We start from the raw sequence: 23,573 nt of genomic DNA, 5'->3' as shown, positions 1-23,573 counted from the left end.
TGCGCCCGTCACGGGGCAGCGGCAACGGCACAAGGCGGGGATGCGGGCAACGGGCAACAGATGCGGCGGCGGCGGGGGCAAGCCGCGTCCATCCGCTCAGGGCAGCGCGACCTTGATGCCCAGCCCGACAAAGATCGCGCCCGCGGCCCGGTCGAGCCAGCGGCCGGTGGCCGGGCGCCGCCGCAGCCAGGCGCCGAGCCAGCCCGCGCACAGGCCGAACAGCGAGAACACCACCGCGGTCTGCAGCATGAACACCACGCCCAGCAGCAGGAACTGCAGCCCCGGGTGCGCGGCATCGGCGCGTACGAACTGCGGCAGGAACACCAGGAAGAACAGCGTCACCTTGGGGTTCATGATGTTGCCGAGCACGCTCTGGCGGAAGACCCGGCCCAGCGGCACGGCGTCTACATCGCCGCCCTGCGCCAGCCCGCCCTTGGCGCGCAGCGCCTGGATGCCGATCCAGATCAGGTAGGCCGCGCCGGCGTACTTGATCAGCTGGAACGCCAGCGGCGACGAGCGCAGCACCGCCGCCAGCCCGACCGCCGCGATCACGGTATGGAACAGGCAGCCGACCGAGAAGCCCAGCGCCGCCACCAGCCCCGCGCTGCGTCCCTGCGCCATGCCGCGCGCCAGCACCTGGAGGTTGTCGGGGCCGGGCGCGACGGTGACGGCGACCGAGGTCAGCAGGAACAGCAGCAGGTCTGGCATGGGAAGTCCTCAGCGGAAATCTGGCGGCGGGTGTGCGGTCCGGTGGCCGCGGCTCAATGCCCTTCGAAGCGGCATACCGTGAACAGTGGCAACCCGCCGTTCTGCAAAAGCTTCGAGCCGCCCAGCTCGGGCAGGTCGACGATGGCGGCGCCTTCCACCACCGTGGCGCCGAGCCGCTCCAGCAGCTTGCGCCCCGCCATCATGGTGCCGCCGGTGGCGATCAGGTCGTCGACCAGCAGCACGCGGTCGCCGGGCTTGCAGGCATCGGCATGGATCTCGACGGTCGCGCTGCCGTACTCCAGCTCGTATTCCTCGGCCACCGTCTGGAATGGCAGCTTACCCTTCTTGCGGATCGGCACGAAGCCCAGGTTCAGCTCGTACGCGACGATCGCGCCCAGGATAAAGCCGCGCGCGTCGATGCCGGCAACCAGGTCGAGCTCGGCGTCCATGTAGCGGTGCACGAAGACGTCGATCAGCACGCGCAGCGTCTTGGGGTCCTGCAACAGCGGCGTGATGTCGCGGAACATCACGCCCGGCATGGGCCAGTCCGGCACGGTCCGGATGCGGTCGCGCAGGTAGCCGGTGACGTCGCCGAGGTCGGGGGACTGGATGATGGAATCTGCCATAGGGTCTGGAAGAAATCAGGAGCAGGAGCGCAGGATCACGCTGGCGCGCCGGTGAAAGATGCCCGCGCCGGCTGCGGTAACGGGATACCACCCGCGCCGCCGGTCCGGCCAGCACAATGGCCCTGCCGGCTGTCGGCCGGCCACCCGTAACCATACAGGAGACCGCGATGGCGAAAAAGATACTGATGCTGGTCGGCGACTATGCCGAAGACTACGAGACCATGGTGCCGTTCCAGGCACTGCAGATGGTCGGCCATACCGTCCACGCCGTCTGCCCCGACAAGAAGGCAGGCGCCGCCTGCGCCACGGCGATCCACGACTTCGAGGGCGACCAGACCTACACTGAGAAGCGCGGCCACAACTTCACGCTGAACGCCACCTTTGCCGAGGTCGACCCGGCCGCGTACGACGCGCTGGTGATCCCCGGCGGCCGCGCGCCCGAATATCTGCGCCTGAATGCCCGCGTGCTGGAGATCGTGCGCCACTTCGCCCAGGCCGACAAGCCGATCGCCGCGGTCTGCCACGGCGCCCAGCTGCTGGCCGCCGCCGGCGTGCTGGAGGGCAAGGGCTGTTCGGCCTACCCGGCGTGCGCACCGGAAGTAAAGCTGGCCGGCGGCACCTATGTCGATATCCCGGTCGACCAGGCGCATACCGATGGCAAGCTGGTCACCGCGCCGGCCTGGCCCGCGCACCCGGCATGGCTGGCACAGTTCCTTGCGGTGCTGGGCACGCGGATCGTACATTAGAGCCTTCCGCCACGCGGCGCCGCGCCATTTCAGAGCGGCGTGGCATGCACCCGCACGCCGCTCGCGGCGCAGCACGGAGAGCTTCGATGTGTGAAATCTTTATCCGCGCCAACCCGGCCTCGTACCAGACCCAGGCACGGTCGCTGCGGCTGCACGGGGTGGCCACCAGCATCCGGCTGGAAAGCCTTTTCTGGGAGGTGCTGGAAGAACTGGCCAGTCGCGACGGCATGACCGTCAACCAGCTGATCACGCGCCTGCATGACGAGCTGACCGCCCACCGCGGCAGCGAAGCGGTAGCGGGCAACTTCTCTTCGTTCCTGCGGGTGTGCTGCCTGCGCTACCTGAAGCTGCAGGGCGAGGGCCGGATTCCTGCGGACCAGTCGGTGCCCATCCGCTCGCTGGACGCGCGCGCGGTGCTGAACGACCTGCCGGAGTCCTGGGCGGAAGCACGCCCACGGCAAGCGCTCTCCCACTGACAGGCGCCCCGCACGGTGGCTAGCCGTTCAGGATCCGTGTCTCGGCGGCTTCCAGCGCTTCCGGCTGGCCGCGCAGCACGACGATATCGCCCGGTTCCAGCACGGTCTCGGGCTCCGGATCGAAGGCGCGGATGCCGCGCCGGCGCACCGCGGTCACTTCCACGCCGATCCGCTCCAGCCCGAGCATGCCCAGGCGCCGCCCGACCGCGGTGGACTGCGGCCCCAGCGACACGGAATGGAGCCGCACCGAATCGCGCTCGACCATGTCTTCATCGTCGTCGCGGCCGTGGAAGTAGCCTCGCAGCAGGCTGTAGCGCGCGTCGCGCGCCTCCTGCACGCCGCGCAGCACATGCCGCATCGGCACGCCCAGCAGCACCAGCGCGTGCGAGGCCAGCATCAGGCTGCCCTCGATGATCTCGGGCACCACCTCGGTGGCGCCCGCCTTCTGCAGGATATCCAGTTCCGAATCGTCGACGGTGCGCACGATCACCGGCAGCGCCGGCGCCAGCTCCTGCACGTGGTGCAGCACCTTGAGCGCCGACGGCGTGTTGGCGTAGGTGATGATCAGCGCCGCGGCGCGGTGGAGACCAGCGGCGATCAGCGCCTCGCGCCGGCCGGCATCGCCGTAGACCACGGTGTCGCCGGCGGCGGCGGCTTCGCGCACGCGGTCGGGGTCCAGGTCGAGCGCGACATAGGTGATGCCCTCGCGCTCCATCATGTGTGCCAGGTTCTGCCCGCTGCGGCCGAAGCCGCAGATGATGGCGTGCTTTTCCGTCTGCAGGCTCTGCGCGGCGATGCGGGTCATGTTCAGCGACTGCATCAGCCATTCGTTGGCGGCAAAGCGCAGCACGATGGCGTCGCTGTACTGGATCAGGAACGGCGCGGCCAGCATCGACAGCAGCATCGAGGCCAGGATCACCTGGATCAGCACCGGGTCAACCAGGTTCAGGCCGTCGATCTGGTTCAGCAGCACGAAGCCGAATTCGCCGGCCTGCGCCAGCCCCAGGCCGGTACGGATCGCCACGCCCTGGCGCGAACCGAACAGCCGCGCCAGCACCGCGATCAGCACCAGCTTGAACACGATCGGCACCACCAGCAGGGCCAGCACCAGCCACAGGTGGTCCAGCACTACTCGGATATTGAGCAGCATGCCGATGGTGACGAAGAACAGCCCCAGCAGCACGTCGCGGAACGGCTTGATGTCTTCTTCCACCTGGTGGCGGTACGGCGTCTCGGAGATCAGCATGCCAGCCATGAACGCGCCCAGCGCCATCGACAGGCCCAGCCGCTCGGTCAGCGCCGCCATGCCCAGCGTCACCAGCAGCAGGTTCAGCATGAACAGTTCCTGCGAGCGGCGCGCCGCGACGATGTGGAACCAGCGGCTCATCAGGCGCTGGCCGAGGAAGAAGATCGCGCCCAGCGCCACCACGATCTTGACCGTGGCCATCCCCAGCGCCACCACCAGGTCGCCGGGATCGCGCGACAGCGCCGGGATCACGATCAGCAGCGGCACCACCGCCAGGTCCTGGAACAGCAGGATGCTGATGATATTGCGCCCGTGCTCGCTTTCCAGCTCCATGCGCTCGGACAGCATCTTGGAGACGATCGCCGTGGACGACATCGCCAGCGCCCCGCCCAGCGCCACCGAGGCCTGCCACGACAGCGGGAACAGCCAGTTGAAGGCCCAGCTGGCCGGCACCACCGCCAGCATCGACAGCACCACCTGCGAGCCGCCCAGCCCGAACACCAGGCGCTTCATCGAGCGTAGCTTGGTCAGGCTGAACTCCAGCCCGATCGAGAACATCAGGAACACCACGCCGAACTCGGCCAGGTACTTGGTCTGCGCGGTGTCGCTGGCCAGCCCCAGCGCATGCGGGCCGATCAGGATGCCCACGGCGAGGTAGCCAAGCATCGGCGGCAGCTGCAGCATGCGGAAAGCGACCACGCCGAAGACGGCAGCGGCCAGCAGCACCAGGGTCAGTTCCAGCGGTGAGTGCATCAAGATGGTCGGGTGACCGGCCAGGCGCGCGTCCGACCCGGCACGGGCACCCTGCCGGGGAAACTTGGCAAGCGCGGCGATGCGGCGGGCACCCGGGGGCACATGGAGCCAGCCCCGGGCGACGTCGCATTCGTTGGTATACTTCGACGCCATGATAGCCAATTTCGATGCGGATCGAGCACTCCGCCTTGCCCGCGATACCCTCCAGACCGAAGCCGATGCGGTTTCCGCACTTTCCGGCCGCCTGACCGACGACTTTGCCCACGCCGTGCAGATGATTCTGCAATGCAATGGGCGCGTGGTGGTCTCCGGCATCGGCAAGTCCGGCCATATCGGGCGCAAGGTGGCGGCCACGCTGGCCTCCACCGGCACCCCGGCGTTCTTCGTGCATCCGGCCGAGGCCAGCCACGGCGACCTGGGCATGGTCACGCGCGACGACGTGCTGGTCGCGTTTTCCAATTCCGGCGAGACCGGCGAGCTGCTGTCGATCATCCCGATCGTCAAGCGCATCGGCGCGCGGCTGATCTCGGTCACCGGCAATCCTGAATCGAACCTCGCCAAGCTGGCTGACGCGCACCTCGACGCGGGCGTGGAAAAAGAAGCCTGCCCGCTGAACCTGGCGCCGACGGCAAGCACCACCGCCGCGCTGGCGCTGGGCGATGCGCTGGCGGTGGCGGTGCTGGACGCGCGCGGCTTCGGCGAGGAAGACTTTGCCCGCTCGCACCCGGGCGGCGCGCTTGGGCGCAAGCTGCTGACCCATGTGCGCGACGTCATGCGCAGCGGCAATGCGGTGCCCGAAGTCCGGGAAAACACCCCGCTGGCCCAGGCGCTGATGGAAATCACGCGCAAGGGCATGGCCATGACCGCGGTGGTCGATCCCGACGGCCATGCCATCGGCGTCTTCACCGACGGCGACCTGCGCCGCCTGCTGGAAACCCCGCGCGACTGGAAGACCGTTCCCATCGGCGACGTCATGCACCACAACCCGCATGTGGTCAACCAGAACCAGCTTGCGGTCGAGGCAGTGCAGGTCATGGAAGCCAACCGCATCAACCAGCTGCTGGTGGTCGACGACGACGGGCGCCTGGTCGGCGCGCTGCATATCCACGACCTGACCCGCGCCAAGGTCATCTGAACGGGGCGCGGACAAGCACACCATGCAGGCACTCATCGCCTCCCTCAGCGGCATCGTCATGCGGCTGCTGCCGCTGCTGCTGATGGCCATCGTCGCTGGCAGCACTTTCTGGCTGGTGCAGATCAACTCGCCCAAGGAAAGCCAGGATACGCAGGCCACCAAGAAGCACGAGCCGGACTATTTCATGGACCGTTTCTCGGCCACGGAACTGGCACAGGATGGCAGCACCAAGATCCGCTTCACCGGCGACCGCATGGTCCACTTCGAGGACGACCAGACCTACGAGGTCACGCGTCCCGCGCTGCGCGCCTATGAACCCGACCGCCCACCAGTGACGGCGCGGGCCGACATCGGGCACATGAACGCCGAAGGCTCGGTGATCGACCTGTATGGCAACGGTCATATCCTGCGCCAGCAGGGTGTCGATCCGTCCAAGGATCCGCAGCTGACCGCCGCGTCGAGCTATTTCCAGCTGCTGGTCAACGACGACATCGTCAAGACCGACAAACCGGTGAAGCTGACGCGCGGCCCTTCGGTGATGACCGCGAACGGGCTGATCTTCAACAACGTCACCCGCGAAGTACAATTGCTCGGCAATGTACGCGGCACCATCGTCACCGGGCCGTCCCCGGGCCGTACGCCGGGGCCCTGACCCGGTCCGCGCGGCCACGCGGCCGGCCGCCGGCAATGCCGCTGCGCGCCCTGCCTGCCCGCACGACCAGCACCACCCGCACCACCCGCACCACCCGCACCACCCGCACCAACACGCCCTCTAGCCACTGCTGCCAACATGACCGCTTCCCTGACGACTTCGTCCCGTCGACACGCCGCCCAGGCCCTGCTCGCCACGGCCACGGCCCTCGGCCTGCTGCTGGCCCAGCCCGCGCTGGCAGAGCGCGCGGACCGCGACAAGCCGATGGTGCTGGAGGCCGACAACGCCAGCTACGACGACGTCAAGCAGATCTATACGCTGACCGGCAACGTGGTGCTGACCAAGGGCACGATGGTCCTGAAGTCAGATGCGGCCGAGCTGCGCACCGATCCCGAGGGCTACCAGTTCGCGGTGGCCACCGCCAAGGCCGGCAAGCAGGCCTACATCCGGCAGAAGCGCGAAGGCGTCGACGAATACATCGACGGCTGGGGCGACCGCATCGAATACGACGGCAAGCAGGAACTGTCCAAGCTGATCGGCCACGCGCGCATGGCGCGCCTGCAGGGCGCCAAGATGCTCGACGAAATCCGCGGCGCGGTGCTGACCTACGACAGCCGCAAGGAGTTCTACACGGCTGCCGGCGGCGGCGACAATACCTCGGCCGCCAATCCGTCGGGCCGCGTGCGCGCGGTGCTGTCGCCGCGGCAGGACCCGAATGCGCAGGGTTCGGGCAGCGGCTCGCCGCTGGACCTGAAGCCGGCGCCCGCGCCCGCCAACAAACCCTGACGCCGGGCCGGGACCGCTTCCTCGCCTGAAACGCTGAACGCCAGACTGTGCCAATGACCGATACCGCCACCATCGCCGAAAAGCCTTCCGTCCAAGCCACGGCCGTCCTCGAAGGCGGCAGCACGCTGGTCGTGCGCCACCTGAAAAAGCGCTACGGCTCGCGCACCGTGGTCAAGGATGTCTCGCTGGACGTGAAGAGTGGCGAAGTGGTCGGCCTGCTCGGCCCCAACGGCGCGGGCAAGACCACCTCGTTCTACATGATCGTGGGGCTGGTGAACCTGGACGAGGGCGATATCGTGCTCGACGGCGACCATATCAGCGGCCTGCCGATCCACGAGCGCGCGCGCATGGGCCTGTCCTACCTGCCGCAGGAAGCGTCGGTCTTCCGCAAGCTCAACGTCGAGGAGAACATCCGCGCGGTGCTGGAACTGCAGGTGGAGAACGGCAAGCCGCTGGCCAAGGCCGAGATCGAACGCAGGCTCGACGCGCTGCTCGACGACCTGCAGATCGCGCACCTGCGCAACAACCCGGCGCTGTCGCTGTCCGGCGGCGAACGCCGCCGCGTGGAAATCGCGCGCGCGCTGGCATCGTCGCCGCGCTTCATCCTGCTGGACGAACCGTTCGCCGGCGTGGATCCGATCGCAGTGGGCGAAATCCAGCGCATCGTGAGCTTCCTGAAGGCGCGCAATATCGGCGTGCTGATCACCGACCACAACGTGCGCGAGACCCTTGGCATCTGCGACCACGCCTACATCATCAGCGAAGGCACGGTGCTGGCCGCGGGCCAGCCCGAGGAGATCATCGCCAACGAATCGGTGCGGCGCGTCTACCTGGGCGAGAACTTCCGCATGTGATGTACTGGCCTGCCCGCTGCGGCAGGCCATTGATTCTCCCTGCTTTCGGCCCCATGATCTGCATATGGGCCAGCCCACTGCCGGCGTCGATCAAGCCGCGACATCGATAGCAATTTCCGTTCCAACAACGGAAAGATGCGCATAAAATAGGTCGCATGAAACCGTCGCTACAGCTCCGCCTCTCCCAGCACCTGGCACTGACGCCGCAACTGCAGCAGTCGATCAGGCTGTTGCAGCTGTCGACGCTGGAACTGCAGCAGGAAGTCGAACAGGCGCTCACGGAAAACCCGCTGCTCGAACGCGAGAACGACTGGATCGAAAGCCCGCTGCGCGTGGCTGCCGATGGTTCGGTCAACTTGCAGAGCGCGCCGGCCCCGGCACCAGCCGAACCGCAAGGCAACGGCGAGGCGCGCGCCGATGGCGCGGGCGACGACGACAGCTACGGCGACAGCAACAGCGGCGATGACTATGGCGGCGACTGGAGCCTGGACGACTTCGCGCGCCGCCCGCAAGGCGACGAAGACGAGAAGACGCCGATGCAGCTGCGCGAGGCCGAGCCCACGCTGCGCGAATACCTGATGGAACAGCTGACGCCGCTGAAGATTTCGGTGCGCGACAAGGGCCTTGCCATCTTCCTGATCGAATCACTCGACGACGACGGCTACCTCAGCGCCTCACTCGAAGAAATCTGCGCAGAACTGCCCGAAGAACTCGAGTTCGAGATCGACGAAGTGCAGGCCATGCTGACGCTGCTGCAGAGCTTCGACCCGCCTGGCGTGGGCGCGCGCAATGCCGCCGAGTGCCTCGGCCTGCAGTTGCGCCGGCTGAAGCACCCGCAGCGCGAGCTGGCGCTGAACATCGTGCATAACCACCTGGAACTGCTGGCAGTGCGCGACTACACGCGCCTGAAGAAAGCGCTGCAGGTAGACGAGCCAGCACTCAAGGCCGCGCACGAATTGATCCGCTCGCTGGCACCTTACCCGGGCCACGCGTACAGCCGCCCCGAAGCCGACTTCGTCGTGCCCGATGTGTTCGTGCGCAAGAGCGGCGGCGGCTGGATCGCGCAACTCAATCCGGATGTGATGCCGAGGCTGCGCATCAACGACATGTACGCGCAGATCCTGCGCGGCGCGAAGGGAGAGTCAGGTACCGCTGGCCTGCAGCAGAAGCTGCAGGAGGCACGCTGGCTGATCAAGAATATCCAGCAAAGGTTCGACACGATCCTGCGTGTCTCGCAGGCCATTGTCGAGCGTCAAAAGAACTTTTTCACGCACGGCGAAATCGCCATGCGCCCCTTGGTTTTGCGGGAGATTGCCGATACACTGGGATTACACGAGTCAACCATCTCCCGGGTGACGACCAATAAATACATGGCAACGCCGATGGGTACTTTCGAACTGAAGTACTTCTTCGGCAGCCACGTGTCCACCGAAACCGGTGGCGCGGCTTCATCAACGGCCATCCGCGCCTTGATCAAGCAACTGATAGGAGCCGAAGACCCGAGGAATCCCCTTTCCGACAGTCGCATCGCCGAACTGCTGGGTGAGCAAGGCTTCGTTGTCGCACGCCGCACCGTTGCCAAATATCGCGAAGCCCTGAAGATCCCCGCAGTGAATCTCCGCAAGTCTTTGTAGCCGAGCCCACCGCCTGCCTGGTGAGGCTCTTTCAGAAGGAGAAGCGCTATGAACTTCAAGATCAGTGGACACCACCTGGACATCACGCCGCCGTTGCGTGAGTACGTGGAAACGAAGCTGGAGCGAATCGTCAGGCATTTCGATCAGGTCATTGGCGTTAGCGTGCTGCTCTCTGTCGACAACCACAAGGAAAAGGACCGTCGGCAATACGCGGAAATCAATCTACATCTCAGGGGCAAGGACATCTTCGTTGAAGCGCATCATGAAGACCTGTATGCAGCGATCGACGCACTCGTCGACAAGCTAGACCGTCAGGTACTCCGCTACAAGGACCGCGTGCAGGGCCACGACCGCGAAGCGGTCAAGTACCAGATGGCCGCAGCGCAGATGCAGCAATGACCGTGCCCGGTGGCCCCACAGAGGGCTGCTGAATCAAGACAAAACAGGCAAGCCGCGCATTTGCGCGGCTTTTTTGCGCCTGCAGCGCTGTGGCGCGTGCGCAAAGGGCTGTCACCCGTTTGAGACGGAGTGTTCGCAACGGCCGCAGCAAGGTGTATGCTGCGCCATACATGCAGCGCCGCATTCTGCCCCGCGCCCGGTTACGGTGCGGACCCACACGGGCGCAGCGCTGCGGTGCACAATCACAGGGAGGCCGCTGCTCTATAATGGCCGGACGCCTCGGCGCTGCCGGTGATCCGCTGCCTCTGAGCCATCCACTGCCCGGCGGAACGGCGGATCCGCCCGCTAACTGAAATCCTGCGCATCGCCCATGAATCGTTTGGCCAAATTGCTGCCACCCGGCAACATCACTCTCGACGTCAGCGTCACCAGCAAGAAGCGTGTGTTCGAGCAGGCCGGGCTCCTCTTCGAGAACAACCATGGCGTGGCGCGCGCCATCGTGACGGACAACCTGTTCGCGCGCGAGTCGCTGGGTTCCACCGGACTCGGCGCCGGCGTGGCGATCCCGCACGGACGCATCAAGGGCCTGAAGCAGCCGCTGGCCGCCTTCATGCGCCTGGCCGAGCCGATCCCGTTCGAATCGCCTGACGGCAAGCCGGTGTCGCTGCTGATTTTCCTGCTGGTGCCGGAACAGGCCACGCAGCAGCACCTGGAAATCCTGTCAGAGATCGCGCAGCTGCTGTCAGACCGCGACATGCGCGAAGGGCTGGCGACCTTGCCCACTTCCGAAGCCGTGCACCAGCTGCTGACCGAATGGCACCCCTGATCCCCTGATCTGTCCCGAACGGGCCGGCACAGACCGGACAGGCGCAGCGCCTGGCACACCGCCCCACACGTCATACCCGCATGGAACTCACCGGCGTCACTTCCCAGTCCATCTTCGACGACAACGCAGCCGACCTCAAACTCTCGTGGGTGGCCGGCCTGGAAGGTGCGGACCGCGCCTTCGACGTGGAATTCGCCCGCGAAGCGACCTCTGCCGCGGACCTGGTTGGCCACCTGAACCTGATCCACCCCAACCGCATCCAGGTGCTCGGCAAGCCCGAAATCACCTACTACCAGCGGCTGGACGACGATATCCGCAAGCGCCAGATGGGCGAGCTGATCCTGCTGGAGCCGCCTTTCCTGGTGGTGGCCGATGGCATGGAGCCGCCGCCGGACCTGGAACTGCGCTGCACGCGCTCGTCGACGCCGCTCTTCACCACGCCGGTGTCGTCGGCCGCGGTGATTGACCACCTGCGCCTGTACCTGTCGCGCATCTCCGCGCCGCGCGTGACCATGCACGGGGTGTTTCTCGACATCCTCGGCATGGGCGTGCTGATCATGGGCGAATCGGGCCTGGGCAAGAGCGAACTGGGCCTGGAACTGATATCGCGCGGACACGGCCTGGTGGCCGACGACGCGGTTGACTTCGTACGCCTGGGGCCGGACTTCATCGAGGGCCGGTGCCCGCCGCTGCTGCAGAACCTGCTAGAAGTGCGCGGCCTGGGCCTGCTCGACATCAAGACCATCTTCGGCGAGACCGCGGTGCGCCGGAAGATGAAGATCAAGCTGGTGGTGCAGCTGGTGCGCCGCAACGACGGCGAGTTCGAGCGCCTGCCGCTCGATTCGCAATACCTCGACGTGCTGGGCCTGCCGATCCACATGGTCAAGATCCAGGTGGCGGCCGGGCGAAACCTCGCCGTGCTGGTCGAGGCCGCGGTGCGCAACACCATCCTGCGCCTGCGTGGCATCGACACGCTGCGCGATTTCATGGACCGCCAGCGCGCCGCGATGCAGGCCGATGCGGTCTCGCGCGGCCAGGGCCGCCTGCTCTGAGCGCCGGGGCCATCAGCGCTCCGTTTTCAATTGCTTACAACGGCGGCGACCACCGCCGTCAACGCGCTGGGGACGTCTTCCGTTTTGTGCTGTAATGGGCATCGAGCCCATTACAAGGCCGCCGCCAGCCCCTGACACCGTGCGGCCACGATGTTTTCCACACCAAGGAGAGCAAGCATGAAGAAACTGATCGCGATGTGCGCGCTGGTCACTCCGCTGCTGGCATCCGTGGCCTTCGCCCAGTCGGCGTCGGCACCGGCCGCCCCGGCCAAGGACGCCGCCAAGGCGCCCACCGCGCAGCAGGAAAAGATGAAGACCTGCAATGCGCAGGCCGGCGACAAGAAGGGGGACGACCGCAAGGCGTTCATGAAGGAGTGCCTGTCGGCCAAATCGGACGCCACGCCCAAGACCCAGCAGGAAAAGATGTCAGCCTGCAGCAAGGAAGGCAAGGGCAAGAAGGGCGACGAATACAAGGCGTACATGAAGGAGTGCCTGTCGAAGGCGGCCTGAGGTACGACCCCGGAAGGAACCACGGCATGGCGAACCGCGAGGTTCGCCATTGTTGATTGCGGGTCCGCCGTCATCCTGCTGTCATGACGCGGCCATCACCTGATGCTATGCTTCAGTTGCTATGCGCATCATTCTCATCACCGGCATTTCCGGTTCCGGCAAGTCCGTCGCACTGAACGTCCTCGAAGATGCAGGCTATTACTGCGTGGACAACCTGCCGGCGCAGTTCATCCCGGAACTGACACGCTACCTTTCCAGCCAGGGCTACACGCACCTGGGCGTCGCCACCGACATCCGCAGCCGCGAGTCGCTCGACCAGTTGCCCGACACCGTGCGCGCGCTCGCCGGCGAGCACCAGGTCGAGGTGGTGTTCCTGACAGCGAGCACCGACGCACTGGTGCAGCGTTATTCCGAGACGCGGCGGCGCCATCCGCTGTCGATCCGTACCGCCGACCAGGAGGGCCCTGGTGGTGAACCGGCGCTCAGCGACACGGCGCTGATGGAAGCGATCGAGATGGAGCGCGAACTGCTGAGTCCGCTGGCCGAGGCCGCGCACCGCATCGATACGAGCAATGTGCGCACCAATACGCTGCGCAGCTGGATCAAGGAACTGATCCGCGACGACAGCGAGCGCCTGACGCTGCTATTCGAGTCCTTCGGCTTCAAGCACGGCGTGCCCAGCGATGCCGACATGGTGTTCGACGTGCGTTCGCTGCCCAATCCCTACTACGACCTGGCGCTGCGCCCGCTGACCGGGCGTGACACGCCGGTGATAGATTTTTTGCAGGCGCAGCCGATGGTGCTGGCGATGGCCGAGGATATCCGCGCCTATGTGGAAAAGTGGCTGCCGAGTTTCATTGCCGACAACCGCAGCTACCTGACCGTCGCCATCGGCTGTACCGGCGGCCAACATCGCTCGGTCTATATTGCGGAAAGGCTCGCCAACTATTTCCGCGCGCATGGTAATGTGCTGGTGAGACACCGAGAGCTCGCGCCGGCGGGCTGACGCCAAGCGTGCGGGCCTGCGGGCATCGGCGGCGCGGCGTACGGTCCGGCGGCGCGCCGTTGCTGCATTCTGGCATCCCCTTGCATCCCCTTATGCACGCTGGCACCGCATGTCTTCCACTGACCTTTACCGCCCCACCTCGTCCGCCGGGTCCGACCCCGCGCCGCAGACGCTAGACAACCTCCCGCTGTTCCCGCTGCACACCGTGCTCTTTCCCGGTGGCCGGCTGCCGTTGCGCGTATTCGAGGCGCGCTATGTCGACATGGTGCGCAACTGCCTGCGCGACAGCACCCCGTTCGGCGCCTGCCTGATCGAGAGCGGCGACGAAGTGGCGCAGCCCGGCAAGGCAACCGTGCCGGAGATGGTGGGCTGCCTGGCCGAGATCGTCGACTGCAACATGGAGCAGCTCGGCGTGCTGCTGATCCGCGCGCGCGGGCGCGAGCGCTTCCACATCATCAGCCACGAGACCCGCGACGACGGCCTGCTGGTGGCGCGTGCGGAGGTGCTGCCCGCCGATATCATCGACTGCAAGCTCGAACTGCTGGGCGAATGCCTGGATGCGCTGCGCCGCATCGTGACGCGGCTGCATGCCGAGCAACCCGACCGGATGCCGTTCGACGAGCCTTACCTGTGGGACGATCCCAGCTGGGTCGCCAACCGGTTGTGCGAATTGCTGCCGGTGCCGCTGAAGGCCAAGCAGATGCTGATGGCGCTGCCCGATGCGGGCATGCGCATCGAGATCGTGCACCGCTACATGCGGCAGAACCACATCGTCTGACCCGCGCCGCGGTCCCCTTCAGAACAGGCCGCCGCGGGCCTGGTCCTCCAGCAGCCTGCGCACCGGCGCGGGCGTTCCCAGCGCGTCGAGATCGTCGAGCGAGAGCCAGCGTTGCCCGGCTTCCGTGACGCTGTCCTGCACCATCAAATCACCTGCGCCCACATCGACGCGAATCGCGCGGATCAACAGGCGGAAGTGCGTGAAGACATGGGTCAGCTCACCCGCCATTGCGGCGCGCACGGGCTTGCCGTAGGCGCGGGCGTAGTCGAGCGCGGCCATTTCGGCGGCTTCCGCATCGAAAGGCACGGTGTCGACCGGCATTTCAGGCAGGCTCCACAGGCCGCCCCAGATGCCGCTATCGGGGCGCAGCCGCAACAGCACTTCACGCTCGCGCCGCAGCATCAGCATCACCGTGCTGCGCTCGGGAATCGCGGCGCGCGGCTTTGGCGTGGGCAGCACGCCGGTCAGCCCTTCGCGGCGCGCCGCGCAGTCGGCGGACAGCGGGCAGGCGCCGGCATCGGCCAGGCACGCCGGCTTGCCGCGCGAGCAGACCGTCGCGCCCAGGTCCATCAGCCCTTGCGTATAGGCGACCATGTCGTCGGCCTGGCGCGGGCCCGCTGCGGGCAGTGCAATCTCGGCCAGCTGCCACATGCGCGTCTCCACCGCGCGCTCGCCCGGATGGCCATGGATGCCGAAGCAGCGCGCAAACACGCGCTTGACGTTGCCGTCGAGGATCGGCGAGCGCACGCCGGCGCTGAATGCGGCGATCGCCGCCGCGGTCGAGCGGCCGATACCGGGGAGCGTGGCCAGCACCGCGGGATCGGTTGGGAAAACGCCGCCGTGCTCGCTGACCAACTGCATCGCGCAGCGGTGCAGGTTGCGCGCGCGCGAATAGTAGCCGAGGCCGGCCCACAGCGCCATCACCTGGTCTGCGGGCGCGGCGGCAAGTGCCTGCACCGTCGGCAATGCGGCGACAAAGCGCTGGAAATATTCGATCACCGCGCTGACCTGGGTCTGCTGCAGCATGATTTCCGACAGCCAGATGCGGTAGGCGTCGCGCGTGTTCTGCCACGGCAGGTCGTGCCGGCCGTGGACGCGTTGCCAGTTGACGATCCGTGCGCCGAAATCGGGGGGCACGTGGATGTCGTCGGGAATGGCGGCGGTGGCGCGGGGGGTGGACTTGCGGGGCATGGGGTACGGCTTGTGGTGTGGGCTGGTGTTGACGACCGACGTTGCATCATTTCTGGGGGATGCGAACGTTGTCAGCAAAAAAAATGCGCCGCTATGCGCGGCGCTACATGATATACCGGCCAGGAAAGCCGAATCCCGTCAGCCGAATCCCGTCAGCCGAATCCCGTCAACCGCTTCCCGTCACGCCACCGCCAGGCTCGCTTCCTCCGCCCCGGCCGCCGGCCGCAGCAACCGCAGCGCAAACCCTTCGATCTTGCCGCTGCGCTCATCCAGCCCGTTCAGCACTTCCTCAAGCTGCGCGATACGGCTTTCCAGCGTATCGGTCGCCTCATGGATGCGCTCGATCGAATCGACGCGCCGGCGCAGCTGCTTCTGGTGCTCGCGCACCTGCGCTTCCAGCGGCGTCATCACCGACTTGAGCCAGACCTCGATATCGCGGTTCAGGTCGCGGAAATTCTCCAGCACGCGGCTGGCCATGGTGCTGAACGCGTTCTCCACCAGCTGCGGCCGCGAACGCGTCAGCATGCTGACCGTGCCGAAGTGCGCATGCACCAGCCGCAGAGTTTCCTGCAGCTCGGCGACGTAGCGCTCGGCGGTGAACTGCATCGGCGCGGGCAGCGTGAAGCCATGCTCGGCATTGAAGCGCCGGTACATGCTTTCGATCAGCTGGTGCAGCTGGCCGATCTTGTTGTCCGCATCGGTCACCAGCGCGGTGAGCTGGGCGAACAGCGCATCCATGTCCTCGCGCAGGCCGCGCGAGAAGAAGCGCTCCTTCATCTGCTCGCGCGCGGTACGCATGGTCCGGCGCACGTCGCGCAGCTGCAGGCTCTTGATGATGTCGGCGCTGTGGCGGCCGAACACCAGCCGCAGCGCCTGGAACTTGCTGATGCTCTGCTCGAACTCCTCCTTCTCGCCCTGCACGCGCATCAGCATGTGCTTGACCATCGCGTGGTTCTTGCCGCGCAGCCCGCGCAGTTCGAACAACTGCTCAACGATATCGCGGCGGCGGCTCTGCAGCAGCTGCTGCGCGGCGCGCGCCATGTCCTGCGCCTGGCGGTGCACCTGGTCGGAGACAATGTCGCGCCGTCGCGGGATCAGCTGGTTGGACAGCACATGCTCGAACTCCGGCAAGCCGCTGCGCGCCAGCAGTGCGTCGTCATGCGTGACCTTGGCCACCAGGCCCTTCTGCGCCGACACCGGATAGACGCGCGCCTGCTCGATGCCCAGCACCTGCGCCGTACTCGAGACCTGCCGCGCGATCTCGCTGGCAATCTCGGAAGGCTGGCGCAGCGGGTCCCAGAGTCCGTCTATCTTGTTGAGCACGGCCAGGCAGCCGCGCCGGTGGCCGGCGTCCACGTGGGTGCGCCACAGCTCCAGGTCGCTCTTGGTCACGCCAGCGTCGGCGGCCAGCACGAACACCACCACGTGCGCGTCGGGGATCAGGCGCAGCGTCAGTTCGGGCTCGGTGCCGATCGCGTTCAGCCCCGGCGTGTCGAGGATGACCAGCCCCTGGCGCAGCAGCGGGTGCGGGAAATTGATCACCGCATGGCGCCAGCGCGAGATCTCGACCATGCCCTCTGCATCGACCGCGTAGGCGGCATCGGGGTCGCTCTCGTGGTAAAGGCCCAGTGCCTCGGCTTGCTGCGGCGGCACGCGCACGGTCTGGACCACGTGCTGGAAGGCTTCGAGCATGCCATCGGGCGAGGACGGGTCGAGCGACACCGTATGCCAGTGCGTTGCCGACGGGCCGGCCTCGAGGAAGTCGGCGGTGGAGGCGTCCTGCAGCCGCGTTTCGATCGGCAGCAGCCGGATGCAAGGCGGCTCGGCCTCGTCGTAACGCAGTTCGGTCGGGCACATCGTGGTGCGGCCCGCCGATGACGGCAGGATACGGCGCCCGTAGTCGGCAAAGAAGATCGCGTTGATCAGTTCGCTCTTGCCGCGCGAGAACTCCGCAATGAAGGCTACCTTGAGCCGGTCGCTGCGTAGCACGTTCTGGATCCGCTGCACGCGATCGTCGGCCTGCGCGTCATACAGGTCGTGCTGTTGCAGCCACGACTGGAATTCGGCCAGGGACTGGAGGACCCCCGTTCTCCAGGCGCCGTATTGTTCGAATTGGTGGGCGAGCGTTGTCATGGCTGTTCGGCTGACTCGGTTTTTACTTCGGGGCGCCGCCAGCGGTGGCGCGCCCGTGTTCCCGCACTACCGGCCCGCCGCAGTCGTCCGGCGGACCAATCTGTTCCATTTTTGTAACTTTTTATGACTGCGCACACGATACAGGTTTCCACGGCGGTTTTGTGGAATTCGCGTCCCATGCGGGTGGCGTGCGGGCCTGAGTGTTGCGCCGAGCCATCGACAATCGCCGGCGACGCGCATTGTGCGCCACACGGCGCATCACCACAGCGGCGTTCAGTGCTGGCAGTGCGGGCAGTAGAAGGTAGAGCGCTGGCCCTGCACGATCTGGCGCACCGGGGTAGCGCAGACGCGGCATGGCTGGCCGGCCCGGTCGTAGACAAAGCAATCGAGCTGGAAATAGCCGCTGGCGCCGTCGCTGCCGACGAAATCGCGCAGCGTGCTGCCGCCGCGCTCGATGGCCTGCGCCAGGGTCTCGCGCACGGCCTGCGCCAGCCGGTCACAACGCGCGCGGCTGAGACGGCCGGCCGGGGTTGTGGGGCGAATGCCGGCGCGGAACAGGCTTTCCGACGCATAGATATTGCCGACCCCGACCACGATGCCGCCGGCCAGCAAGACCGTCTTGATGGCGGCACTGCGGCCGCGCGTGTGGCGGTGCAGCCAGGCGCCGTCGAAAGCGGCATCGAAGGGCTCGATGCCGAGCGTGCGCAGCAGCGGGTGGGATGGCAGTTCGTGCTCGGGCAGCGTGGTCCACAGCACCGCGCCGAAGCGGCGCGGATCGCGAAAGCGCAGCACCACCGGGCCCTGGCCGCCCTCTATGCCCTCGGCACCAGGAGCCAGCACCACGTCCAGGTGGTCATGGGCGCCTGGCGGCGGCGCCTTGGGCAGTACCCTCAGCGTGCCGGTCATGCCCAGGTGCACCAGCAGCCAGCCGGCCGGCTCGGCGGGTTCATCGCTGACACATTCGAGCAGCAGGTACTTGCCCCGGCGCTCGATCCGGCGCACCACGCGCTGCGACAGGCGGTCTTCGAGGTCCGGGTCGACCGGCCAGCGCAGCCCGCGGTGGCGCACCGTCACCGCCTCAATTCGCCGTCCCACAACGTGCGGCAGCAAGCCGCGCCGGGTCACTTCGACCTCGGGCAATTCAGGCATCGAACCTCTCCGTTGGTTAGCGCTCCAAACTCCTGCCGGCCTTGCGGGCCATGGGCCCGCGCGCCAAGCAGCGCATTGTAGCGGCAGGCTACAATGGCCTTATCCATTCCTTCGCCAGCGTGCGCCGGAGCACTCGATACATGTCGGACCTGAAGCTGGACCTGACGCCGGATTTGATGCCGGACGCCACATTGCAAGCCACTGTGTGCGGGATACCCGTACGCGAGGGCGCATTTTCGCGCACAGCAGGCGTCGCGAGAGCCTTTGCCAGAACCCGCCGCCACGCACGTGCGCTGGGCGCCGCCGCGCTGCTGGCGATAGCCGCCGGCGCCACCCATGCCGCACCTCCCGCCGGTGACGTGCCGCTGGCGCAGGTTGCGCCGCTGCAGCTCGCCGCTTCTGACGACGCGCGCCCCGCCGCCGGAAGCACCGGCAAGTCGGCACGCAGCCCGCTGCCGTCGCTGGAGCTGACCGACGACATCGTCTATATGGTGCTGGCGGCCGAAATTTCCATGCAGCGCGGCCTGGTCGGCCCGGCCTACCGCACCTACCTCGAACTGGCGCGGCAGACCCGCGACCCGCGCTTCGCGCAGCGCGCCACCGAGATCGCCTTCAACGCGCGCGTCCCGCAGCAGGCGCTGGATGCGGCGCGGCTGTGGCGCGAAATCTCGCCCAATTCGCCCGCTGCCGCGCAGGTCCTGTCGACGCTGCTAGTACTGAACGGACGCTGGGACGACGCCCGTCCGCTGCTGCAGCAGCAGCTGACCGCTGTACCCGCCAGCCACCGCGGCGACGCCATCCTGCAGATGCAGCAGCAGCTGTCGCGCACCAGTGATCCCGCCGGGGCAGCTACGCTGCTGCAGGAGCTGACGCGCAACGATACCAAGCTGCCGGAAACCTACCTGGCGCTGGCGCGCGCGCGCGAAGTTGCCGGCGACATGCCAGGCGCGATCGCCGCGCTCGACCAGGCGCTGAAGCTGCGGCCGGGCTATGAGCCTGCCGCGCTGATGGCCGCCGAGCTGCGCGCCGAAAAGGAGCCCGACGAAGCCGTCGCCATCCTCAAGCGCTTCCTCGACAAGTCGCCCGATTCGGTCAACGGCCATATCACGCTGGCACGCCTGTACCTGCTGCGCAACGACATGCAGGCGGCCCGGCAAGAGTTCGAGACCCTGCGCAAGGTGGCACCCGCGGATCCGCGCGTGCCGCTGGCACTTGGGCTGACCAGCCTGCAGGCCAAGAACTACGACGAAGCCGAGCAATACCTGAAGGAGTACCTGCAGCTGGTCGAGAAGCAGCCCACGGCCAACCCCGACATCGCCTACCAGTACCTGGCACAGATCGCCGAGGAACGTAAGGACTACACCAATGCGATCCAGTGGCTGGACCGCATCGAGGACATCCGCCTGGCCCCGGCTGCCACCGCCAAGCGCGCGCAGTTGCTGGCACGCCTGGGCAAGCTGGACGACGCGCAGGCACTGTTTGGCGAAATGCTTGCCGACGCCGAGGATATCCCCGACCCGGGCCAGCGCGCGCAGCGCGTCATGGCAATCCGCCAGGCCGAGGTGGCCACGCTGATGGAGACCAAGGCCTACGACCGCGCGCGCAAACTGCTTGACGACCGGGTCGCGGCCGAGCCCGACAACGCCGACTGGATCTACGAGCTGGCCATGCTCGACGAGCGCCAGAAGCGCTACGACAGCATGGAAAAGGGCCTGCGCCGCGTGATCGCGCTGCAGCCGCAGCAGAAGCAAGGCTACAACGCGCTCGGCTACTCGCTCGCCGATCGCAACGAACGCCTGCCCGAAGCGCGCAGCCTGCTTGAACGCGCCTCTGAGCTGGGCCCGGACGATCCATACATCATGGACAGCCTGGCCTGGGTCAAATTCCGCATGGGCGAGCTGCGCCCCGCCGCCGACCTGCTGCGCAACGCCTACGCCAAGGCGCCCGAAGCTGAAATCGGCGCACACCTGGGCGAAGTGCTGTGGCAGCTCGGCGAGCACGACGAAGCGCGCAAGACCTGGACCGAGGCCATGCGCATCGATCCCGAGAACGAAACCCTGGTCGATACGCTGCGCCGGTACAAATTCGACGTGCAGCTGGCCAAGTAATCCGTAACCCCGTAACCGAGAAATCCGGCGAGCCGTGCCTGCACAGCCAGGCATGGCACCGGATTCCCGTCCCAGTGCGGCGGCCGCGGCTACGGCCGCGCACCGCCGCTCCACGACCATGTCCATGAACCGAACCAGACGCCTGGCACTGCTTTGCCTGGGCGCCCCACTGCTGCTGCAGGCCTGCGCCAGCGTGGCGCCGACACGCGGCTTCGATGCCGGCGACGCCAGCGCAAGCCAGCAATACACCGGCCGCTTCTCGGCAAACTACGTGCGCTACGGCCGCGACGAAGGCGTGACCGGCAGCTTCCGCTGGGAAGAGCAAGGCCGCAACGTGCGGCTCGACCTGGTCTCGCCGCTGGGCCAGACGCTGGCAGTGGTCACCGCCACGCCGTCCGGCGCCACGCTGGACCTGCCCAACCAGCCGCCGCGCAACGCGCCCGAGGTCGACACGCTGATGGAAGAAGCGCTCGGCTTCGCGCTGCCGGTGGCCGGAATGCGCGACTGGCTGCACGGCCGTGCCGCGCAGGGCTCGCCGGCGCGCACCACGCGCGACGAGCAGGGACGCGTGGCTACGCTGGCGCAGAACGGCTGGACCGTGCGCTATGTCGCATGGCAAGACACTGCTGCCGCTGGCACGGCCACGGCATTGCCGCGCCGTATCGACCTGGCGCGCGATTCCGCCGCAAACCCGCTGTCGGTGCGCCTGGTCATCGATCCCCAGACGCCATGAATCGCGCCAACAACCTGCCTCCCGCGGAGCTGCGCGACTGCCCCGCGCCCGCCAAGCTCAACCTGTTCCTGCACGTGACCGGGCGCCGCGCCGACGGCTACCACACGCTGCAGACCGTGTTCCAGCTGGTCGACTGGTGCGACACGCTGCATTTCCGCCGGCGCGACGATGGCATCGTGGCGCGCGTCACCGACGTGCCCGGCGTACCCGCCGACAGCGACCTGGTCGTGCGCGCCGCGCGCGCGTTGCAGGCCGCGGCGGGCACCACCTTCGGCGCCGACATCGAGATCGACAAGGTGCTGCCGATGGGCGGCGGCATTGGCGGCGGCTCGTCGGATGCCGCGACCACGCTGCTGGCGCTGAACCACCTCTGGGGCCTGGACCTGGCGCGCGAAGAACTGATGCGCATCGGCCTGTCGTTGGGCGCCGACGTGCCCGTGTTCGTGTTCGGCCAGAACGCCTTTGCCGAGGGCGTGGGCGAGCAACTGACGGCGGTGGACCTGCCCGAGAGTTGGTTCGTGGTCATCCATCCGAAGCAGCATGTGCCCACCGCTGAAATTTTTTCGGACCCCCGCTTGACAAGGGATACGCCGCTCTCCATAATTGCGGTCTTCGCTGCTCGCACAAACAAATTCGATTTCGGTCGCAACGACCTGGAACCGATAGCAACAGCGAAGTTCGGCGAAGTCGCCCGAGCCCTGGAATGGCTGAAGCAATACAATCAGCATGCCAGGATGACCGGTTCCGGAGCCTGCGTGTTTGCGCGTTTTCCTGACGCAAAGACAGCGCAGCAGGTCTTGGAAAGGTTGCCTCCCGAATGGGATGGCAGGTGTGTGAGGAGTATGGCACATCACCCGCTCGCAGCGTTCGCATAGCAAGTTATCGTTCGGCGCGGTACGGCAGGTTGGTACCACGAAGAACGGCCCGGTTGTGTAGGGGAGTCGCCAAGTTGGTCAAGGCACCGGATTTTGATTCCGGCATTCGAAGGTTCGAATCCTTCTTCCCCTGCCATTACTTCCTATAGTGTCCTAACGGAACACGATATCCCAAGTCACCGGCTTCGCCGGTGACACCAAGCTCCCCCAGCAGCAAGACAGGTGCCCCGAATGAGCAGCGAAGGCTTGATGGTATTTACCGGCAACGCCAACCCCAAACTCGCGGAGGCTGTCGTACAGCACCTCGGCATTCCGCTGGGCAAGGCCCAGGTTGGTCGTTTCTCCGACGGTGAAGTCCAGGTTGAAATCCAGGAAAACGTTCGCGGCAAGCACGTCATCGTGCTGCAGTCCACCTGCGCGCCGACCAACGACAACCTGATGGAACTGATGGTGATGGTCGACGCGCTCAAGCGCGCCTCGGCACGCAGCATCACCGCCGCCATGCCCTACTTCGGCTATGCCCGCCAGGACCGCCGCCCGCGTTCGGCGCGCGTGGCAATCTCGGCCAAGGTCGTGGCCAACATGCTGGAAGTCGCCGGCGTCGAGCGCGTGCTGACGATGGACCTGCACGCCGACCAGATCCAGGGCTTCTTCGATATTCCCGTCGACAACATCTACGCATCGCCGGTCCTGCTGGGCGACCTGCGCGAGAAGAACTACGGCGACCTGCTGGTGGTCTCGCCGGACGTCGGCGGCGTGGTTCGTGCGCGTGCGCTGGCCAAGGAACTGAACTGCGACCTGGCGATCATCGACAAGCGTCGTCCCAAGGCCAACGTGGCCGAGGTGATGAACATCATCGGTGAAGTCGAAGGCCGCAACTGCGTCATCATGGATGACATGATCGACACCGGCGGCACGCTATGCAAGGCCGCCCAGGTGCTGAAGGAGCGTGGCGCGCTGAAGGTGTTCGCGTATTGCACGCACCCCGTGCTGTCCGGCGGCGCCGCTGCCCGCATCGCCGACTCGGCGCTGGACGAAGTGGTGGTGTGCGACACCATCCCGCTGTCGGAAGAAGTCGCCAAGTGCGGCAAGATCCGCCAGCTCTCGACCGCACCGCTGCTGGCCGAGACCTTCACCCGCATCGTCAAGGGCGACTCGATCATGTCGCTGTTTGCGGGTTCCTGATAGAATTTAACG

The 23,573-nt window shown here is 66.7% G+C and carries 23 protein-coding genes and 1 tRNA gene; 18 read left to right on the top strand and 6 right to left on the bottom strand.

Features of this window, described 5'->3' with window-relative positions; all coding sequences use genetic code 11:
• Window positions 1-96 precede the first annotated feature (96 nt).
• The gene (locus CTP10_RS01690) at window positions 97-708 is read right to left on the bottom strand and encodes a LysE family translocator (protein ID WP_116317030.1); all 612 of its coding nucleotides are present in this window, start codon (window positions 706-708) and stop codon (window positions 97-99) included.
• Between the two features lie 53 nt (window positions 709-761).
• Window positions 762-1,334, bottom strand: coding sequence for an adenine phosphoribosyltransferase (locus tag CTP10_RS01685; protein WP_116317029.1), 573 nt, complete (start codon window positions 1,332-1,334; stop codon window positions 762-764).
• 167 nt (window positions 1,335-1,501) lie between these two features.
• On the opposite strand from CTP10_RS01685, the gene CTP10_RS01680 reads away from it, so the two are divergent.
• Together CTP10_RS01680 and CTP10_RS01675 are read left to right on the top strand one after the other, a co-directional pair.
• The gene (locus CTP10_RS01680) at window positions 1,502-2,080 is read left to right on the top strand and encodes a DJ-1/PfpI family protein (RefSeq protein ID WP_116317028.1); all 579 of its coding nucleotides are present in this window, start codon (window positions 1,502-1,504) and stop codon (window positions 2,078-2,080) included.
• Window positions 2,081-2,166: 86 nt separating this feature from the next.
• Window positions 2,167-2,556 carry a ribbon-helix-helix domain-containing protein gene (locus CTP10_RS01675; protein ID WP_116317027.1) on the top strand — a complete coding sequence of 130 codons (390 nt, stop codon included), beginning with the start codon at window positions 2,167-2,169 and terminating at the stop codon, window positions 2,554-2,556.
• A gap of 19 nt (window positions 2,557-2,575) precedes the next feature.
• Here the strand turns inward: CTP10_RS01675 and CTP10_RS01670 are convergent, their stop codons facing one another.
• A complete protein-coding gene (locus CTP10_RS01670; protein ID WP_116317812.1) occupies window positions 2,576-4,555 on the bottom strand; it encodes a monovalent cation:proton antiporter family protein in 1,980 nt (659 codons plus the stop codon).
• Window positions 4,556-4,706: 151 nt separating this feature from the next.
• On the opposite strand from CTP10_RS01670, the gene CTP10_RS01665 reads away from it, so the two are divergent.
• From CTP10_RS01665 to CTP10_RS01615, 11 genes are all read left to right on the top strand, one after another.
• Window positions 4,707-5,690, top strand: a complete 984-nt coding sequence (locus CTP10_RS01665) for a KpsF/GutQ family sugar-phosphate isomerase (RefSeq protein WP_116317811.1) — start codon at window positions 4,707-4,709, stop codon at window positions 5,688-5,690.
• Between the two features lie 22 nt (window positions 5,691-5,712).
• Complete coding sequence (gene lptC / locus CTP10_RS01660) at window positions 5,713-6,342, top strand: LPS export ABC transporter periplasmic protein LptC (RefSeq protein WP_116317026.1); 630 nt, start codon at window positions 5,713-5,715, stop codon at window positions 6,340-6,342.
• A gap of 138 nt (window positions 6,343-6,480) precedes the next feature.
• Complete coding sequence (lptA, locus tag CTP10_RS01655) at window positions 6,481-7,128, top strand: lipopolysaccharide transport periplasmic protein LptA (protein ID WP_116317025.1); 648 nt, start codon at window positions 6,481-6,483, stop codon at window positions 7,126-7,128.
• 53 nt (window positions 7,129-7,181) lie between these two features.
• Complete coding sequence (lptB, locus tag CTP10_RS01650; protein WP_116317024.1) at window positions 7,182-7,982, top strand: LPS export ABC transporter ATP-binding protein; 801 nt, start codon at window positions 7,182-7,184, stop codon at window positions 7,980-7,982.
• A gap of 155 nt (window positions 7,983-8,137) precedes the next feature.
• Complete coding sequence (locus CTP10_RS01645; protein WP_116317023.1) at window positions 8,138-9,616, top strand: RNA polymerase factor sigma-54; 1,479 nt, start codon at window positions 8,138-8,140, stop codon at window positions 9,614-9,616.
• A gap of 48 nt (window positions 9,617-9,664) precedes the next feature.
• Entirely contained in the window at window positions 9,665-10,015 is a 351-nt protein-coding gene (hpf, locus tag CTP10_RS01640) for a ribosome hibernation-promoting factor, HPF/YfiA family (protein WP_029046778.1), read from the top strand.
• A gap of 370 nt (window positions 10,016-10,385) precedes the next feature.
• Complete coding sequence (ptsN, locus tag CTP10_RS01635; protein WP_116317022.1) at window positions 10,386-10,841, top strand: PTS IIA-like nitrogen regulatory protein PtsN; 456 nt, start codon at window positions 10,386-10,388, stop codon at window positions 10,839-10,841.
• A gap of 80 nt (window positions 10,842-10,921) precedes the next feature.
• Complete coding sequence (gene hprK / locus CTP10_RS01630; RefSeq protein ID WP_063236682.1) at window positions 10,922-11,893, top strand: HPr(Ser) kinase/phosphatase; 972 nt, start codon at window positions 10,922-10,924, stop codon at window positions 11,891-11,893.
• A gap of 177 nt (window positions 11,894-12,070) precedes the next feature.
• Window positions 12,071-12,403: a PsiF family protein gene (locus CTP10_RS01625; protein WP_116317021.1), complete on the top strand. Its 333-nt coding sequence runs from the start codon at window positions 12,071-12,073 to the stop codon at window positions 12,401-12,403.
• A gap of 121 nt (window positions 12,404-12,524) precedes the next feature.
• Window positions 12,525-13,409 carry an RNase adapter RapZ gene (rapZ, locus tag CTP10_RS01620; RefSeq protein WP_116317020.1) on the top strand — a complete coding sequence of 295 codons (885 nt, stop codon included), beginning with the start codon at window positions 12,525-12,527 and terminating at the stop codon, window positions 13,407-13,409.
• A gap of 109 nt (window positions 13,410-13,518) precedes the next feature.
• Complete coding sequence (locus CTP10_RS01615; protein WP_116317019.1) at window positions 13,519-14,187, top strand: LON peptidase substrate-binding domain-containing protein; 669 nt, start codon at window positions 13,519-13,521, stop codon at window positions 14,185-14,187.
• Window positions 14,188-14,205: 18 nt separating this feature from the next.
• Here the strand turns inward: CTP10_RS01615 and mutY are convergent, their stop codons facing one another.
• The 3 genes from mutY to mutM form a co-directional block, all read right to left on the bottom strand.
• Window positions 14,206-15,378 (bottom strand): A/G-specific adenine glycosylase, encoded by a 1,173-nt coding sequence (gene mutY, locus CTP10_RS01610; RefSeq protein WP_116317018.1) that lies wholly within the window; start codon window positions 15,376-15,378, stop codon window positions 14,206-14,208.
• 180 nt (window positions 15,379-15,558) lie between these two features.
• Window positions 15,559-17,511, bottom strand: coding sequence for a dynamin family protein (locus CTP10_RS01605; RefSeq protein ID WP_116317017.1), 1,953 nt, complete (start codon window positions 17,509-17,511; stop codon window positions 15,559-15,561).
• 273 nt (window positions 17,512-17,784) lie between these two features.
• Complete coding sequence (gene mutM, locus CTP10_RS01600) at window positions 17,785-18,660, bottom strand: bifunctional DNA-formamidopyrimidine glycosylase/DNA-(apurinic or apyrimidinic site) lyase (RefSeq protein ID WP_116317016.1); 876 nt, start codon at window positions 18,658-18,660, stop codon at window positions 17,785-17,787.
• A 140-nt stretch (window positions 18,661-18,800) separates the two neighbouring features.
• Here mutM and CTP10_RS01595 point away from each other — a divergent pair, with 140 nt between their 5' ends.
• The 5 genes from CTP10_RS01595 (at window position 18,801) to CTP10_RS01575 (ending at window position 23,561) form a co-directional block, all read left to right on the top strand.
• A complete protein-coding gene (locus CTP10_RS01595; RefSeq protein WP_233527940.1) occupies window positions 18,801-20,768 on the top strand; it encodes a tetratricopeptide repeat protein in 1,968 nt (655 codons plus the stop codon).
• A 124-nt stretch (window positions 20,769-20,892) separates the two neighbouring features.
• The gene (gene lolB, locus CTP10_RS01590) at window positions 20,893-21,501 is read left to right on the top strand and encodes a lipoprotein insertase outer membrane protein LolB (RefSeq protein ID WP_116317809.1); all 609 of its coding nucleotides are present in this window, start codon (window positions 20,893-20,895) and stop codon (window positions 21,499-21,501) included.
• Window positions 21,498-22,376, top strand: a complete 879-nt coding sequence (ispE, locus tag CTP10_RS01585; RefSeq protein WP_116317015.1) for a 4-(cytidine 5'-diphospho)-2-C-methyl-D-erythritol kinase — start codon at window positions 21,498-21,500, stop codon at window positions 22,374-22,376. Before lolB ends, ispE begins: the two co-directional genes overlap by 4 nt.
• Window positions 22,377-22,435: 59 nt before the next feature.
• Window positions 22,436-22,512, top strand: a tRNA-Gln gene (locus tag CTP10_RS01580).
• Window positions 22,513-22,607: 95 nt separating this feature from the next.
• Complete coding sequence (locus CTP10_RS01575; protein WP_116317014.1) at window positions 22,608-23,561, top strand: ribose-phosphate pyrophosphokinase; 954 nt, start codon at window positions 22,608-22,610, stop codon at window positions 23,559-23,561.
• The last annotated feature ends 12 nt before the right edge of the window (window positions 23,562-23,573 follow it).

The sequence above is a fragment of the Cupriavidus sp. P-10 genome (assembly GCF_003402535.2).
GTDB lineage: Bacteria > Pseudomonadota > Gammaproteobacteria > Burkholderiales > Burkholderiaceae > Cupriavidus.
This window is presented reverse-complemented; position numbering and strand designations above follow the sequence as displayed.